Here is a 17690-nt window from a genome sequence, read left to right as displayed (position 1 = left end):
GCATCATACGTAAGATACATTTTAAATGCAACAATAAGAACGTAAATACGCTTCCTTAATCAATTTTCATGTCATTCATTTTTCTGAAATGTTTAAATTTAAATTTTGAAATTTTATTAATCACGATTAAGAAAATACAAACGCCAATAAAAAAAACCGATCCTAAGATCGGCTTTTTAACGTTGAATCGACCCAAAGGCCGATGTCACATTAGATTTCTTCGTATAGCGGCAATGTCAGGAACTCGGCGAAAGAAGACGAGGTCGACATTTCTTCAAAGATTTTAGCAGCGCGGTCATATGTTGGACCATTACCGACCAGTTCTTTGACCTTGGCCAACTCTTCCGGAATCATCGCAACGACCATCTCGGCGGTGACTTTCTTGCCATTGTCGAGGACGCCTTTGGTGGAACGAATCCATTGCCAGACTTGCGCACGGCTGATTTCTGCTGTCGCGGCATCTTCCATCAGGTTATGAATCGGCACGCAACCATTGCCAGACAACCAGGCACCGAGGTAATGGATACCAACGTTGATGTTGTACCGCAGACCCGCTTCAGTGATTGGCGCTTCTGGTTTAAAGTCTAGCAATTCAGCCGCAGTAACATTGACGTCATCGCGTTGCTTGCTGATTTGATTTGGCTTGTCGCCCAGGACTTTTTTGAACTCGGCCATCGACAGCTCGACCAGACCTGGATGGGCAACCCAACCACCGTCATAGCCGTCAGTGGCATCGCGTGCCTTGTCAGTGCGCACACCGCCCATGGCGATGTCGTTCTTCTCTGGATCGTTCTTGATCGGGATCAATGCGGCCATGCCGCCAATTGCTGGCGCATTGCGCTTGTGGCAAGTTTTCAACAATAGCAACGCGTAAGAGCGCATGAACGGTGCTGTCATGGTGACTTTGGCGCGATCAGCCAGACAGAAATCTTTGTCTAGCTTGAATTTCTTGATGCACGAGAAAATGTAATCCCAACGGCCAGCATTGAGACCAGCACTGTGTTCACGCAGTTCATACAAGATTTCATCCATTTCGAACGCGGCCAGAATGGTCTCGATCAATACGGTGGCCTTGATCGTGCCTTGTGGCAAACCAAGTTCGTTTTGAGTCATGACGAAAATGTCATTCCACAGACGCGCTTCAATGTGCGATTCCAGCTTTGGCAAATAGAAATACGGGCCAGCGCCGCGTGCCAATTGTTCTTTGGCATTGTGAAACATGAAAAGAGCGAAATCAAAAATACCGCCTGAGACACGTTTGCCATCGACCAATACGTGTTTTTCATCCAGATGCCAACCGCGCGGACGCACAACCAACGTCGCTACTTTGTCGTTGAGTTTGTATGATTTGCCGTTCTGTTCGAGCGAGATTGTCTTACGAATCGCATCCCGCAGATTGATCTGGCCGGTGATCTGGTTATCCCAGACTGGCGAGTTCGAATCTTCGAAGTCGGTCATGTAGCTGTCAGCGCCAGAGTTGAAAGCATTGATGACCATTTTGCGTTCAACTGGACCAGTAATTTCTACGCGACGGCATTCCAGCGCTTGTGGAATCGGTGCGATCTTCCAGTCGCCATTACGGATATGCGCAGTATCGGCCAGAAAATCTGGGCGCTCACCAGCGTCAAGACGCTTTGCGCGCTCAACGCGAACCGCCAACAATTCCTGGCGACGCGATTCGAAGGCGCGGCTTAGTTTTGCAACCAGCGCCAATGCGTCTGGCGTCAAAATTTCTTCATATCCAGCTTGAATTGCGCCGTTAATTTCTAATCCTGCTGGTAGTGTCAGTTGTGTCATACATCGCTCCTGTTTTTGAAATTTGATTCGGTATTTAATTCGGTGTTTCAAATCGCTTTTTACGTTTTTGCTTCTCTTAAGCAGACTTACGCCAAATGTCTCTGCGAGGCATAACGATAAAGTGAATATAAAGCCGGTAGGTATGAATCCGCTTTAAGGTTTTGCGTAAATCCTCGTTAATATGCTGCGCGAATCCCGTATTGTGCGCTGCTACATTCGCTATTGCACCATGTTGAGTATTCAAAAGTTGGAATAGCATTCTAACGATTTTACGTTATAGAGTATATTTAAACTAAATCATCATAGGTGGAATCATTTATCATATGATCTATGCGTTTTAGTCACAAGTGGCCAAAACTTGTAAGGATCCAGACAAAATCATTTGCGTGCAATTTCGTAAAGACAGTGGCAAGTGTAAGTCCGCGACAAAAAGAAAGAGAATCACGCGATGGACCAATTCAAGCAAATTTCGACTTTTGTAGAGATTGCTGCCAAAGGCAGTTTGTCCGCAGCGGCGCGCGCTGAAGGAATAGCGCCAGCCATGATTGGACGCCGTCTGGATGCCTTGGAAGAACGCCTTGGCGTCAAATTACTCCAGCGCACCACGCGCAAGATTGCGCTTACCAACGAAGGCGAGGCTTTTTTGGAGGACTGCCAGCGGATTCTTTCCGATCTGGAAGATGCGGAATCCGCAGTCTCTGAACGCAGCGCACACGCGAGCGGTCATTTGCTGATTTCTGCACCTGCGGGCTTTGGTCGTCAGCACGTGGCGCCGTTGATGCCTTCGTTTTTAACCGAGCATCGCGATGTAACGCTCACCCTCAATCTGAATGATCGCGTGGTGGATCTGATTGGCGAAGGCGTCGATGTCGCCATACGCATTGCTTCGCTATCCGACTCAACCCTGATCGGCACTAAATTAGCCGATAACAAGCGCGTCGTCGTGGCATCCCCCGCTTACATCAAACGCCATGGCAAACCGCAATCATTGGACGACCTGGCGAAACATAATTGTCTTGCCATGAGTGGCGACGGTAGCCAGCGCGGCTGGGTTTTTCGCCAAAATGGTAAAGTCGTGACGATGAAGGTAGCAGGCAATTTATTTTGTAACGACGGTCAGGTATTGCACGACTGGGCGATCAGCGGCAAAGGACTGGCATGGCGTTCAATGTGGGAAGTTGGCACCGAGATAGAATCAGGCCAACTTGTTACAGTAATGGACGAATTTGCTGCGCCCGGTAATGACATTTACGCAGTATTCGCACAACGACGACATTTACCCTTGCGAATACGCGCCTTCGTAGATTTTTTGCGGCATGCGTACGCGCAAGCAGATTATTGGCGTAAGGGCTGAGATGTGCATATTGAGAAGATAACATTTTATCGATATTTCCCTCTAACAACACCTCACAAAACCATCCCAGCAAAGGCGTTTGCATATCTCTCAAGTAAGACAGGACTTACGCAAAACCGTCCCAGCAAGGCGTGCCGACGCAGACAGCACGCGAGTGCGGCAAGGAAAGCACAATGCAGCTGGGGCGATTTTGCGTAAGTCCTATCATTATTTCGTGGATTTAATTGTTAATGTAGTACACTGCCGTCAGCGGAGTCACATTTGGTTCCGCCCTCCAAAGGGGAGTAGCTCTCAAGCGTCAACGTCAAGATCATATCTGCGACGTCAACGCTTTACACGGTAGTCGTCATCACGGAACAAGCACAACGCTTGCACCCGGTTACCATGGCAGATTGATCTGATCTGTTGAGCAAGACCTTTGTCAGCATGGAATCCATGCAGGCATTGTGTCGTGTGTTCTCCTCACCAATCCTGTCATCCTCCATTCTGTTCGAGATTAGAGTCGAAATTACTATTATTTACGGCTTTCACCTTACATTTATGTCGACGGAGATTTTATGGATTTTTCAAGTTTATTAGCAACCTTGGGTATGGCCGATTGGGATATGGCCAAATTTTTTACGGCGCTCTTATCGATCGTCGTCATTGATCTGGTTCTTGCGGGTGATAACGCTATTGTGATCGCGATGGCCGCTCGTAATCTACCCGATCATTTACGCAAAAAAGCCATTATCTGGGGAACCTTAGGCGCTGTCATTACGCGCGTATTAATGACTATTGCGGTCGTATGGCTGTTGAAAATTCCGGGCTTGCTGTTACTCGGTGGCGCTGCGCTGCTGTGGATTGCTTATCGCTTACTAAGCGATTCAAGTGCTCACAATATTGACGGAAGTAAAATCAATAGTATGGCTGTGGCGCTGAAAACCATCATTATTGCCGATACTGTCATGGGAATCGATAATGTTCTCGCAGTGGCTGGGGCTGCGCACGGGAGTATTTTTCTGGTCATCGTCGGCTTGCTGATTTCGGTACCGATTATGGTGTGGGGATCGACATTGGCATTAAAACTGATTGAGAAGTTTCCCGTTACGATCTACGTCGGTGCAGCGATTTTGGTCTACACCGCAATACATATGATTATCACTGAACCGTTGATTGCAGACTTCTGGAATAGCGTACCTTGGCTTACTTATATCGCCTATATCGTTGGAATGGCGGTGGTATTAGGTGGCGGATGGATGGCATCCAAAAACAGCAAATCTGTCCATACGGGACCAGCAAATAATGGTTAAAACTAATAGTTAGGGTTCTGGATAACAAAACGCCCCGCCCCTCAGGTTTGAGGTCGCGGGGCATTTTTTTAGTTAAATAGATGATATCCGACTACATTAGAACAACAAGCGCTAGTGACCACCGCCTAGATAAGCAGCCTGCACCGCTGGATCATTTCGCAGCTTTTCAGCCGGTCCGTGCACGGAAATACGACCATTTTCCAACACATAACCATAGTCCGCAACGTTCAAAGCAGCAGCAGCAAATTGCTCAACCAGCAGCATCGTGATCCCCTGCTCTTTTAGACGCATGATGATGCGGAACACTTCCTCCACCAAAATCGGGGCAAGCCCCATCGATGGCTCATCCAGCAAAATGACTTCTGGATTGAGCATCACCGCGCGCGCCATCGCCAACATCTGTTGCTCACCACCGGACAAAGTCCCAGCCAGCTGCGTTTGCCTCTCTTTCAAGCGAGGAAAAAGCTCCAACGCCTTCTCAAGATCGTGCGCTATATCGCCGCGCGGGCGCGCTTTGGTGAAACGTGGAAACGCGCCTAACAACAAATTGTCTGTCACGCTCATCGTCGCAAACACTCGCCGTCCCTCAGGCGAATGGGCTAGTCCGGCACGGGCAATTTTATGCGAGTCAAGTCCGGTAACATCCTTGCCACCCAACGTAATGGTACCCATACGCGGCTTGAGCATGCCCGAAATGGCACGCATCGTAGTCGTTTTGCCAGCACCATTGGAGCCGACCAACGTCACTACTTTTCCCTTGGGTACCTCTAAAGAAATACCATGCAAAACTTCAACTTTGCCGTAAGCGGCGTGTAGATTAGAAATTGATAGCATTTCAAGCCCCCGCTTCGCTGGATGTTAATGGTGTGGATGTGGTCGGCGCATGAGCGACTTCTTCATCGCTAACATTACCTCCAAGGTATGCTTCGATCACAGCAGGATCGGCTTGCACAGCGGCAGGTTTGCCTTCAGCTATTTTCTGTCCGAAATCGAGCACCGTGACGGTGTCTGAAATAGTCATTACCACATCCATATGATGTTCAATCAGGATGATGGTAATGCCGTGGTCACGAATCTTATGAATGATCGCAATTAACTCCACGATATCCGGTGCTGTCAGTCCCGCAGCAGGCTCATCCAATAACAATAGTTCTGGATTTAAGCCCAATGCGCGCCCAATCTCCAGCAAACGCTGTTTGCCATAAGGAAGATTGCGCGCCTCTTCACCAGCCAAATCGGAAAGACCCACAAACTGCAAAATACTGGCAGCCCGCACCCGAGCAGCTTGTTCTTCTTCCCGATAACGACGAGTGTTAAGCATAACGTCCAAAACATTACTACGAAACGTATGATGCAAGCCAACCAAAACGTTTTCTGTCGCGGTCATTTCACCGAACAACTGCACATTTTGAAATGTGCGTGCAACCCCGCCCAACGCGATGGCGGAGGGCGTTGTACCAGAGATCACGCGACCATTAAACTCAACCACGCCAGCAGTCGGTTTATAGATGCCGGTCAACACGTTCATCATGGTACTTTTGCCTGAACCGTTAGGACCGATCAATCCATGCACCGAACCTTTCACAATATTCAAATCAACCTGATTCAACGCTTTCAAACCACCAAATTGCATCAAAAGTTGTTTGGCACTGAGTAAATTAGTGCCAATTTCAACGTTGCCGGCGCTACCCGCCCAGACATTATCTGCGACTGTCGTCACGGGAAGAGGCTTGCGGGCCGCAATACCTTTTTTAGCAAACACACCTCGCACAAATCCGACGATCCCATCTTGCAGGTAATACACGACGAACAACGTCATTAAACCAAATACCGTCAAACGCCAGTCGGTAATATTTTCCAGTCGGTAGGCAAAAATAGCCAGGCCAACAGTGGCTAAAACCGGAACAGCGAGTTCGCGTGGCGTTTTACGTTTTTTGAATAATAAGTACGCTCCGGAACCCACGCCGGCTACGGCGATGACAGTTGCAATATCCCGAAACAGGTTAATGTCGGATAACAAACTCGGTAGCATCACCACAATCAACGCGCCGATTAACGATCCGATACGGCTCTTGCGACCTCCCATAATGACAGCAAGCAAGAACAGAATCGTCAGCTCGAAGTTATAAGTGTTCGGTGAAATATACTCTTCCGAATACGCATACAAGCTACCGGCCAGACCTGCTAACGCAGCGCTAATAACAAACGCATAGACTTTATAACGATACACCGACACACCCATACAATCGGAGGCAATCGGACTATCGCGCAAAGCTTCAAAAGCCCTGCCCAAATGCGACTTCAGAATACGGTGCACTACCAGAAGCGACAACACCATTAGTACAGCGACCAGATAAAAGTATTCAACTTCATCCAGCTTGTAACCCCAGAACGAAGGTTTGCTAAGCTTGATACCCATTGGGCCATCGGTCAGAAATGACATTTCATTGATCAATATACCGGTGATGGTACCGAACGCGAGCGTCACCATTGCCAAATAAGGACCGGTAACCCGCAGCGCTGGCAAGGCCATAATGGCGCCAAATAATGCCGTCACTACCAGACTGGCCGGTGCAGCAAGCAAGAACGGCCAACCTAATTTAAATACCAAAACACCGGTTGTATATGAGCCGATACCAAATAATCCGGCATGACCCAGCGACACTTGACCGGTGTACCCGACGACGATATCGAGGCCGAATAATAAAATGGCATAAATCAGGATGGTTTCGGCCAGATGAATGTAATACGGATTATGAAATACCAGCGGAAAAACGCCCAATGCCACAATCCCTAGCAAACTTAATGCAAATATTTTTTTGCTCATCATTACACCTTCTTGATGGCAGTTTTACCAAACAAACCGGCAGGTTTAACGGCTAAGACCAGCAGGAGTAAAACTAGTCCTGGCACTTCCTTATATCCAGTCGAGACATAAAAACCAGTCAACGTTTCGGCGATCCCCAGAATTAATCCGCCAACCACCGCGCCCATACCAGAGGTCAAACCACCAATAATGGCAACTGCAAATGCTTTCAAACCCAAGGCTGCACCCATTGTTGCGCCGGTTAAGGTCAGCGGTGCCACCAGTACGCCAGCAAAAGCGGCAGTCGCGGACGATAATGCGTAGGAGAACGTAATCACCATGCTGGTGTTAATGCCCATCAGTCCCGCTGCGTCACGATCATTGGCGGTCGCAACAACTGCTTTGCCATAAATAGATTTACGATTGAATAGCTCGACCGCTAGCATCATGCCGAGAGCACCCAGCACTACAACAACTTGCATCGGCTGCACACTGGCACCAAATACCTGAAAAGGCGTTGCCGATAGCGGTGATGGGAATGTCAGGTCATCTTTGCCCCAGATATTTTCAGCGACGTTTCTGAAGATGATCGCGAGCGCGATGGTCGACATGATCCAGCCAAACTCCGACTTAATTTTGATCGCCGGGCGTACGCCTATCCACTCGACCACAACGCCTTGTAAGGCGCCGAACATAATCACTACCGGAATCATTAGCCAGTAATTTAAAAAAGGACCGCCGTGAATATTACCAACCAGACTCAAGCCGACCAGCGCACCTAGCATCAGTGCTTCGCCCTGTCCAAAATTGAGCGTGCCGGAAGTTGCGAAAGTAAGTTGATAGCCGAAAGCAATCACCGCGTAGATCATACCCAACGCGACACCGCTAAAAACCAGCTGGAGAAAGATTTCCATGTTGTTTTACCCAAAAGACGAAAAAATACGAAAAAATACGATCTCAAATTACCTTAGTACGGCAGCTATAAGGCAATAAAAAAAGCCAGCCCCCGGTTCCCAAGGACTGGCATGATCGTCAATATCCGTTCATACAGCAAAGCCAATAAACGGTTCTTGATAGCGTTACTTTGCTAGAACGACACGGCCATCCTTAACTACACCAATCGTAACCATAGTAGGCTTAATAGCCTCGTGATCATCGTGGCTGTATGGTTTATTGTAAGTGGTGATAACGCCTTCTACAGGGGCCTTTAGATTTTCCAACGCCTCCCGAACTTTCGCGCCGTCGGTGGAGCCGGCCTGTTTGATCGCCGCAGCGAGCAAGTAGATCGAGTCGTAACCTTGGGCAGCCGAAACAGCAGACGGCATCCGCTCTACTTTATAGGCCTTTTGATAGGCCTGGATAAAGTTTTTACGCATCGGCGTATTACCATCCTGAATAAAAGTTTGGGGCATACGCGCACCATCGCCGTTCTTACCTGCATTGTCGATAAAATTACCCATCGACAAAGGCCAGCTACCGATAATCGGTACTTTCCAGTTAATCTTTTCCATGCCGTTTGCGATTTGGGCCAACTCAGGTCCAATACCGTAAGTCAATATTACTTGCGCGCCGCCCTGCTTGGCCTTCAGCAATTGTGCGGTCATATCGACATCTTTGAGATTGTACTTTTCTACGGCAACCGGCTTGATGCCGTTTGCCAAAAGTGCCTTTTCCAAATCTTCCCGACCAAGTTGACCATAATTAGTGGAGTCAGCCAGAATCGCTACCTTGGTGTATTTTTGACGTCCAACAGCTTCGTCGACAATCATTTTTGATTGAATGGTGTCGTTTGCAGAAGTACGGAAAATATAGTTGTCCTTGTTTTCCGGACCAACAAATTGTTTAGTAATAATGCTGCCAGTCGCAACACTATTCATCACCGGAATTTTTGCTTCCTGATAGAAGCGTTGCGATGCAAGGGCTACACCGGTATTTGCAAAACCAACCGTGGCGACGACCTTTTCTTTGTTGATCAATTCTTGCGCTACCTGGACACCGCGCTCATTTTTAGCTTCATCATCGCGTTCAACCAATTGTAATTGACGTCCCAAAAGACCGCCCTTTGCATTGATGTCTGCAACCGCCAACTTAACGCCGTCACGCATGGAGACGCCCATCGGTGCGGAACCACCGGTAAATGGCCCTGTGACGCCTATCTTGATTGGCTCTGCTGCGACAGCCGAGGTAACACCGGCAATCGACCAAGTTAGTAAAGCAGCGGCAACGAATACGTTAGTTTTATATGACATGGTCTCTTCCTCTTTCCTGTTATTTATTATGTTCATCCTGCGTGCCTGACTTTTAACTGCTGTCCTCGGCATGACGGGAGCTCATTAGCTAGCTACACATCAACTCGCAGGATACTGCAATTGCCTACAATTTTGAGGCATTTCCCCGAGCGATTTTGTCACCATCTGCGTTTTAGTTTTTGATCTAAAAAATATCAGACAACGCAGCATTTCAGTCCACCCTTACAAGTTCCTGACAATATGATGTTTTTTAAAAAACAGTACGTACTATCCGCACAAACAAGGCTGTCACCCCCAAACCTTTTCATCAATGAGGTGAAAAATTTTAATGTCCGACGATTTCGAATCGATTTCACTATTTTTTAGTAGTGCAGATACAACGCTTATTGCGCGACTTTTTCTACCTATTAAAACCAAAACAGCATAACCAATGTCGCCGTTTTTACATCAAAAAGGTCGTTAATATTCTGCCATCCAATTAGGATGGCTGAAATAAGGATGGGAAAGGGAAATACTTCCCGGATTTCAAACGACTGCGCCGTTAAGGCATTGGATAGCTAAGATGAGAACATAACAATATAGCAACGTGCAATTTGGGAAATGGAAGACAGATCAGGACAAAGAATACGAAAAGCTAGACGAAAAAAATCCCCAGCGCACCGGGGATTTTTAGAAATTACTTGATTCAGCTATTAGATAGGCTGAATGTTCGAAGCTTGCTTACCCTTAGGGCCAGCAGTAACTTCGAAAGAAACACGTTGGTTTTCTTGCAACGACTTGAAGCCGTTAGATTGGATTGCGGAGAAATGCGCGAACAGATCTTCACCGCCTTCATCAGGAGTAATAAAACCAAAACCTTTTGAATCATTGAACCATTTAACAATACCAGTTGCCATTACATTTCCTATTTCAGTTAAGTTGGGCTTGCGCCCGTTAGATCGTTTAAAGCAAGAAAGGAATGACAGACCAATACTGCACCACTAGCTCGAATCCTAAACGATTCCGTATTATACCGGAAAATTATCGAATAACACTAAAAATATATAAGAATTACTCGATTAATTATGCTTAGGATACGAGCTAAAGAGTTTCCTGTAATTCAGTCAACCTTCTTGCTCTGTTATCTTTATAACTGATAAACATAACAAATGGCAATTATTATCTTTCAAAATATAGCAAAAAAATCATTTACCCCCTACTTTTTCGATACTTTTCAGGCGAACTAATTTCTTTTTCTCCTACATTTTTTTAATAGAAGCATACGGATAATGCACTTTTTCTAAGAGCGAACATCACTAAAAAATCATCCAGCTAGCGATCTAGAACCTACATCAAACGATTAGTAATCAAAGATTTTATTAGCAAGAGATTAATATCGAATACAGTAATATAATCGCAGCTCTTCATACTTCTACACAATGATTCAGTATAAAAGTAGCAGTCGTATCTAATCGCTATTTAGCCAAAAAAATGCACCAGTCCCCCGTAAATTTGCATGAGACTGACATTTCATTTTAATTTCACTGCTTTTGTTTTAACTACTCTTACCAATGTCAGCCAACACCGAGACGCATCCTTCTCCCGATTCTGATTCGGTCTTAAGTCATCTACCTTTTTCATTATTTTGGCGCGCAAGGGTAGCCTCTACCGTGGCAAACCAAATGCAAATCGTGGCAGTCGGTTGGCAGGTTTATCAAATGACCGGCAGTGCATTCGATCTTGGCATCGTCGGACTGGTTCAGTTCCTTCCTGCACTATTTCTGGCGTTGGTCGTGGGCCATGTCGCGGATCGTTATGATCGTCGCCAAATCGCCCGTATCTGTTTATTTATTGAAGGCATCGCCGCTGCCATATTGGCGCTCGGCAGCATTCAAGGATGGCTTTCAAAGGACGCGATTTTCGTCATTGTCTTTATTATCGGTGCCACTCGCGCCTTTGAATCACCCACCATGCAAGCATTAGTGCCCGGCCTGGTTCCCGCGAGACTATTACCACGCGCTGTTGCATGGGCAGCGTCCGCCACGCAAACCGCCGTGATTATCGGCCCTGCACTTGGTGGATTTATTTATGCTCTCGGAGCAAGTGCCGTATACGCCATCAGCAGCGCAGCGTTTATTATCGCAAGCGTATTGGTCAATCGTATACGAATTGAAACCGTTTTACCGAAACGAGAACCGGCAACTTTGACATCGCTATTTGCAGGTATTGCTTTCATCAAGAGCCGTCCAGCTGTTTTGGGCGCTATTTCACTCGACTTATTCGCTGTGCTGCTCGGCGGTGCGACCGCTTTATTGCCGATCTTTGCGCATGACATACTCGCGACCGGCCCACTCGGGTTGGGCCTTCTTCGCTCAGCGCCTGCCATTGGTGCACTTTCCGTAGGTTTATATCTGACACGTCGTCCATTAACTAAACGCGTTGGCCGCAGCATGTTTATTGCCGTTGCGATTTTTGGCGTTGCCACTGTCGTTTTTGCCCTTTCCCGCTCCATGGCACTATCACTTGTGGCGTTGGTAATACTGGGAGCATCCGACATGATCAGCGTTGTCGTCCGATCCTCATTTGTCCAGCTTCAAACGCCAGACGCGATGCGGGGAAGGGTCAGTGCGGTCAATTCTGTATTCGTTGGAACCTCAAATCAGCTGGGTGAATTTGAATCAGGTATCACAGCATCATGGGTCGGCCCGGTTCCCGCAGTAATGATCGGTGGTATCGGCACCATTATTGTCGTGGCGCTATGGATTCGATTATTCCCTGAGTTATTTAAGGTTGATCGACTCACCGACCCATCGACCACAACAGAACACGCGCCACCTTCACAGCGCAAGCGAGCATCGAATTGAGTGGTCAAACTGACCTTCGCCACATGGGACGGCATGCATAATGCCCCGCGAAAAATAATCTGCGCCAGCAACGATCATTGGTTACCGCTATACTTTAAGACAACTAATACGCCGCATTAAATTGACCGAAAGCACGTTACAGATCACTACCATCCACAACATAAAGATCAACAGGATTAACGAAAAATCTACTGATGAACGCGATAAGTCTGATCAGTGGGCGCAGCAACGCTAAAGTCACTTTCCATATTCCAGTCAATTTCAACCGTCAAGATCGTGGTTGGCCTACCTTTCAAAGTGGTCATCGCGACAAAGGAACATACAATGCAATATCGCGAGCTGGGAAACACTAACCTAAAAGTAAGCCAGATCACGCTCGGCACGATGACGTGGGGAGAACAGAATACTGAGGCCGAAGCGCATGCTCAAATCGATATGGCGCTTGCGCATGGGGTGAATCTGATCGATGCAGCCGAAATGTATCCAGTACCACCTCGTCCTGAGACACAGGGCTTGACTGAAAACTATCTGGGCACCTGGCTAAAAAATTCTGGCAAACGCGATCAAGTATTGATTGCAACCAAAGCAACCGGTCCGGCACGCAAACCACACAATCCACGACACATCCGCGGCGGCGTCAATAATTTTGATCGTAAAGGTTTGACCGAAGCGCTCAATGGCAGTCTTGAACGGCTGCAAACAGATTATGTCGATCTATACCAATTGCATTGGCCGGATCGTAGCGTAAATTGTTTCGGTCATTTGAATTACACGCACCTTCCGGAGGAAGACACTGTTCCGATTGAGGAGACGCTGACGATCCTTGCTGATTTTATTCAATCTGGCAAAGTCCGTCACATCGGTATTTCGAACGAAACACCTTGGGGAATTGCGCAATTTATTCGCGCTGCCGAAAAATTCGATCTGCCACGTATTGTATCCATTCAAAATCCCTATAGTTTGCTGAACCGCACTTTTGAAATTGGGCATTCCGAATTTTCTTATCGGGAGCAAATTGGCTTGCTGGCTTATTCACCGTTGGCCTTTGGTGTTTTATCTGGAAAATATTTAAACGGTGCGCGTCCTGCCGGTGGGCGTTTGACGGTATTTGAGCGTTTTAGTCGATACACTAACCCGCAAGTTGATCGGGTCGCTGGCGATTACGTTGCGCTTGCACAAAAACACGGTCTCGATCCCGCGCAAATGGCTTTGGCTTTTGTAACGAGTCGCGGTTTTGTCACTAGTAACATCATCGGCGCTACTACGCTGCCGCAATTGCAAAGCAATCTGGACAGTATCAAAGTGACTTTAAGTGAGGAAATTTTGGCGGAAATCGAAGCAATTCATACGCGCCAACCTAATCCGGCACCTTGATGGTTATATGCGTTGTTCATTGCGTTATTGGTTGGGTGGCACACAGCTTTTTTCGTCAATGAATTGTACCGCCAACATGCTGAAGGCATTTTTTCTGCCTTCAGCACTCCGTCAATAACGCATCAAGCTTACTAAATTGGCGCAAGCAATCTGCTCTATACAAACATCAAACGGATGTTGAATCGGTCTTAACGATAATCGGCGGAGCCATAACCCTTGCCCGCTGAGAGTAGCGTTTTGCCAAAACTGCACAAACCATCAATTGTATTTGGTGAAATAACATCAGCGGCAATACCACCATCCCGACTGTGTGACTGGCAAATAATACGTTCGCCATGGGTATGCCGCTGGCTAAGCTTTTCTTAGAGCCACAAAATACGATAGTGATCTCATCTTCTTTATTAAATCCCAGGCGACGACTGAGAAAAGTCGCTATTGCCAGCATAACAAACAATAACAATGACAATACAACAAGTAATCCAAGCAACGAAATTGCGGGTAACTGCGACCATAATCCTTGTACCACTGCCTCGCTAAATGCGGTGTATACCACTAACAAAATCGATCCCTGATCTACGAACTTCAACAGGGCTTTGTGTTTATCAACCCAAACGCCAATCCAGCGTCGTGCAATTTGACCAGCTACAAACGGCAACAGCAGTTGATAGACGATATTCATAATCGAATCTAACGAACCATGGGATTGGCCATGTGCTACGACGATTAAACCAACCAGAACAGGAGTAAGAAATATCCCGATCAGATTGGATGCCGACGCACTGCACACCGCCGCTGGAACGTTACCCCGGGCGACGGAAGTAAAGGCGATCGAGGATTGGACAGTCGATGGCAAAGTGCACAAAAACAAAATACCCAGATACAAATCTGGCGTCACGAGCGGCAGGAAGATAGGTTTAAATGCCAAACCTAAAAGGGGAAATAAAACGAAACTAAATGCCAATACCGTTAAATGCAAACGCCAGTGCATCGCACCTTCGATCGCCGCTTCGCGCGACAATTTTGCTCCATGAAGAAAAAAGAGCAACCCGATAGCAAATGTCGTCAACATACTAAATCCGTGAGCGACTTCACCTTGAGCAGGTAAAAGACTCGCGATTAGCACGGTCGTGACAAGCATCAGAGTGAAATTATCAGGCAAAAAACGGGGACGAACCATGGTGGGATATGAATGTGATTAAAACGATTAAAAGACGGGCAAAATATTGCAGATAATATTGCATAGCTAAAATGTCGGCATGCAATTACCGGTGCCATGCCGCTAAGCGAGTTGAATGATTTGATCGGCCGGTGGGCTACTTGCCACATTAAGGTCAACATTTTACTCCGCCTCCACCAAACTTGCAGACTAGACATCAACTGGCTTGGGAAAATCGGTTTAAATGGCCCATTACAGCAGGATTAAAACAACAATGGCACCAAGCGGCGCCATTTAGTACATGTTAATACTTACATTTCAATAAAAAACGATAACCGTGGCAGCCAGCACCAGCAGGTGTTGTTAGGTTAACCTAGTGATTTGAGCAAACCCGGCAATTTTCACCATAACCAAAACATCAGCAACCAGGCAAAATTTACCACACCGAGAGCAGCTACTACTGGCGCCATACCAAGTAAGCGTCGCCCTGTTCCTGATGCGTATCGACCAGTTACACGCCATGCCAACCAGACGCTCCACAGCGTGGTAGCAATCAATAGAATCGCCCGCATGTCGTTCGCCCAGAACACGGGTAAATGTTCGGCCCGCAAGAGGCTGATGGTAGTCGCGGATAAGCCCACAAACACACCGCAACCCGCCAGAGGAATCGTAGACTGTACCAAATGATTAAAGCGGCTACGATCCCAATTACCCAACAAACGGGTACTCAAAGCAAACAGCAACGACAAAACGGTCCCCAGCACCAAGCCGGTGGTTAAAATGTAAGCAACTACGAGGCTTCCATCCAACCAACTGAAGACGTCACTTTGGGCAGGATAATTGGTAAATATCCACCACGGTGCATTGGTCGCAAAAGGCCACATGATGTCGCGATCTATTAACCAGGTCGCAATCGCTTGTTTGATCACAATGAACCATGGACTTGCCGACCAGTGGAATGCACCAATCGCTATTCCCATCAGGCCATAAAGTGCTAAAGCACTTTCCCACAGGCTATTTTGCTTTTCGCCCAGAGAGACTATCTCTAATGTCGGAGGACGCCATGTTAATGTGATCGCCTCGCGATGATTGCTACAGCGTCCGCACATATGGCAATCGGCAGCACCCGTCATTGCACGCAAAGGCACCAGCGGTGCACAATTAATGGCAATCGTTTTCTTACCGTGCGTATTGTACGAAGCACGCCAGGCCGCCTCATTAACCTTGTAATGAAAAGGCGCCAATTTTGCCAACAAGCCGAACACACCATTGACAGGGCAAAGGTATTTGCACCAAACGCGCTTTTCCCTACCATAAAGATATCCAACGATAATCGCACCAAAGGTCGAACCGCCCAATACAAGTAGAACCGCCTTGGGATATTGATAGACACTTACCATTTGTCCATAAACCGTCGTGAGCGCAAAAGCCACAAATGGCCATCCACCCCAACGCATCCAGCGTGGAATCGGCTTAAAGAGGCCATGCCGGCTGGCAAATTCAGTCAGTGCACCTTCAGGACATAATACGCCGCACCAGACACGCCCCATCAACACCATACTGATTAACACGAAAGGCCACCATACTCCCCAAAATGCAAACTGCGCAATTAAGGTCAGGTTGGACCAGATGTGCGCCGTTTCATCGGGTAGCGGTAGAAAAATTGGTACCAGAATCAGCAATGCGTAAATGAGAACGACGCCCCATTGGATGCCACGGATGAGCGGTGCATTGAGGCGCATCCACTCGCCGACGCGTGCCAAGCGGGTTGGCGACGTCGGCGATGCAGTTGATGTAGTGCAAGAGCTCATGAGTTTAGGTTGCCAGCTTAGCCTGTGCGGTGCTTTTTGGCGCGGCACGTTTTAAAAACAGTGACACTACCACCCAATAGCCAATGTAGACCAGTAAACTCATCAATGCCGGTTGAGCACGATAGCCGGTTAAGGTGCCAACCAAATTGCCGAAAGTACTGCTGTCATCGAGCAACCATGCGCTATTCCAGATCGGATCGATCAACGTGGGAACAATGTCTAGCGACATCAGGCGCTCAACGCCGGTGAGTAATAATCCCGCCGCCAAAAATAACAGCATGGTTTCGGTCACCTGAAAGAATCGACGCCAGGAAAAAATCTTGCCGCCTAATTGCAGAAGATAGAACGTCAAAACGGCTAGTCCAAACCCGATTATTGCAGCCAATATCAGCATCTGGAGACTGTTATGCTCGCTCTGTTTAATGCCATACAGGAAAATCACCGTCTCGCTACCTTCGCGTGCGATAGCCAACGCCGCCAGTACCGTCACGCCCCACCAGTTAGCAGCCTTTAAGTTGGCTTTCAACGAGGTTTCCATTTCGCGCTTCATCGTACGACCATGTTTGCGCATCCAGTACACCATCTGCACGATCAATACCGCCGCTATCAATACCATCGCTATCTGAAAATAGTCTTGCGAATCTCCTGACAGAATTTCGCTAAAACCCAGCAACGCAGCACCTAGGCCGATCGCCGCAATGATGCCGATGCCGACACCGGCCCACAAATAAGGCAGGCCACGGCGCGTTTCCGCTCCGCCGTTAGCCAACCAAGCGTGTAATATGCCAACCACTAGCAAAGCCTCAACGCTCTCGCGCCAGACGATGAACAAAACTTGACCCATCGCTTAATTCTCCATTACATCGTTAACAAGGTATAAACATTAAACATTTGAGCGATTTCCAGCGCCGCTTCGGTTATGAACCCGACAAAAACTCTCCTATTGAGATTACAAAAAATATCAACTAAAAAACCTGTTTTTTGTCAATTCAAATTAATGGTGTCAGG

Annotated in this window: 13 protein-coding genes; 4 read left to right on the top strand and 9 right to left on the bottom strand. The window is 47.5% G+C overall.

Features of this window, described 5'->3' with window-relative positions:
- Window positions 1–210: 210 nt before the first annotated feature.
- Window positions 211–1797 carry a malate synthase A gene (aceB, locus tag RGU75_RS17260; protein WP_322238059.1) on the bottom strand — a complete coding sequence of 529 codons (1587 nt, stop codon included), beginning with the start codon at window positions 1795–1797 and terminating at the stop codon, window positions 211–213.
- Between the two features lie 448 nt (window positions 1798–2245).
- Between aceB and RGU75_RS17255 the strand changes: the two genes are divergently transcribed.
- Together RGU75_RS17255 and RGU75_RS17250 are read left to right on the top strand one after the other, a co-directional pair.
- Window positions 2246–3151 (top strand): LysR family transcriptional regulator, encoded by a 906-nt coding sequence (locus tag RGU75_RS17255; RefSeq protein WP_322238058.1) that lies wholly within the window; start codon window positions 2246–2248, stop codon window positions 3149–3151.
- Window positions 3152–3708: 557 nt separating this feature from the next.
- Window positions 3709–4443 carry a TerC family protein gene (locus RGU75_RS17250; protein ID WP_322238057.1) on the top strand — a complete coding sequence of 245 codons (735 nt, stop codon included), beginning with the start codon at window positions 3709–3711 and terminating at the stop codon, window positions 4441–4443.
- Between the two features lie 111 nt (window positions 4444–4554).
- Here RGU75_RS17250 and RGU75_RS17245 read toward each other — a convergent pair whose 3' ends face one another.
- The 5 genes from RGU75_RS17245 to RGU75_RS17225 all read right to left on the bottom strand — a co-directional run bounded on the left by RGU75_RS17245 (window position 4555) and on the right by RGU75_RS17225 (window position 10394).
- Complete coding sequence (locus RGU75_RS17245) at window positions 4555–5277, bottom strand: ABC transporter ATP-binding protein (protein WP_322238056.1); 723 nt, start codon at window positions 5275–5277, stop codon at window positions 4555–4557.
- 1 nt (window position 5278) lies between these two features.
- Complete coding sequence (locus RGU75_RS17240; RefSeq protein ID WP_322240626.1) at window positions 5279–7270, bottom strand: branched-chain amino acid ABC transporter ATP-binding protein/permease; 1992 nt, start codon at window positions 7268–7270, stop codon at window positions 5279–5281.
- Window positions 7271–7272: 2 nt separating this feature from the next.
- Complete coding sequence (locus tag RGU75_RS17235; protein WP_322238055.1) at window positions 7273–8163, bottom strand: branched-chain amino acid ABC transporter permease; 891 nt, start codon at window positions 8161–8163, stop codon at window positions 7273–7275.
- A 165-nt stretch (window positions 8164–8328) separates the two neighbouring features.
- Window positions 8329–9498: an ABC transporter substrate-binding protein gene (locus RGU75_RS17230; RefSeq protein ID WP_322238054.1), complete on the bottom strand. Its 1170-nt coding sequence runs from the start codon at window positions 9496–9498 to the stop codon at window positions 8329–8331.
- A gap of 692 nt (window positions 9499–10190) precedes the next feature.
- The gene (locus RGU75_RS17225) at window positions 10191–10394 is read right to left on the bottom strand and encodes a cold-shock protein (RefSeq protein WP_010398811.1); all 204 of its coding nucleotides are present in this window, start codon (window positions 10392–10394) and stop codon (window positions 10191–10193) included.
- 654 nt (window positions 10395–11048) lie between these two features.
- Here RGU75_RS17225 and RGU75_RS17220 point away from each other — a divergent pair.
- Window positions 11049–12341 carry an MFS transporter gene (locus RGU75_RS17220; protein ID WP_322238053.1) on the top strand — a complete coding sequence of 431 codons (1293 nt, stop codon included), beginning with the start codon at window positions 11049–11051 and terminating at the stop codon, window positions 12339–12341.
- A 324-nt stretch (window positions 12342–12665) separates the two neighbouring features.
- Window positions 12666–13715, top strand: coding sequence for an NADP(H)-dependent aldo-keto reductase (locus tag RGU75_RS17215; RefSeq protein ID WP_322238052.1), 1050 nt, complete (start codon window positions 12666–12668; stop codon window positions 13713–13715).
- Window positions 13716–13881: 166 nt separating this feature from the next.
- Here the strand turns inward: RGU75_RS17215 and RGU75_RS17210 are convergent, their stop codons facing one another.
- The 3 genes from RGU75_RS17210 to RGU75_RS17200 form a co-directional block, all read right to left on the bottom strand.
- Window positions 13882–14892, bottom strand: coding sequence for a bile acid:sodium symporter family protein (locus RGU75_RS17210; protein ID WP_322238051.1), 1011 nt, complete (start codon window positions 14890–14892; stop codon window positions 13882–13884).
- Window positions 14893–15272: 380 nt separating this feature from the next.
- Window positions 15273–16613 (bottom strand): 4Fe-4S binding protein, encoded by a 1341-nt coding sequence (locus RGU75_RS17205; RefSeq protein ID WP_322240623.1) that lies wholly within the window; start codon window positions 16611–16613, stop codon window positions 15273–15275.
- A 73-nt stretch (window positions 16614–16686) separates the two neighbouring features.
- Window positions 16687–17526: an FTR1 family iron permease gene (locus RGU75_RS17200; RefSeq protein WP_322238050.1), complete on the bottom strand. Its 840-nt coding sequence runs from the start codon at window positions 17524–17526 to the stop codon at window positions 16687–16689.
- Window positions 17527–17690: the final 164 nt, after the last annotated feature.

The organism is Glaciimonas sp. CA11.2, assembly GCF_034314045.1.
GTDB lineage: Bacteria > Pseudomonadota > Gammaproteobacteria > Burkholderiales > Burkholderiaceae_D > Glaciimonas.
Note: the sequence above shows the minus strand (reverse complement) of the source record. Positions and strands in the feature narration are given on the sequence as shown.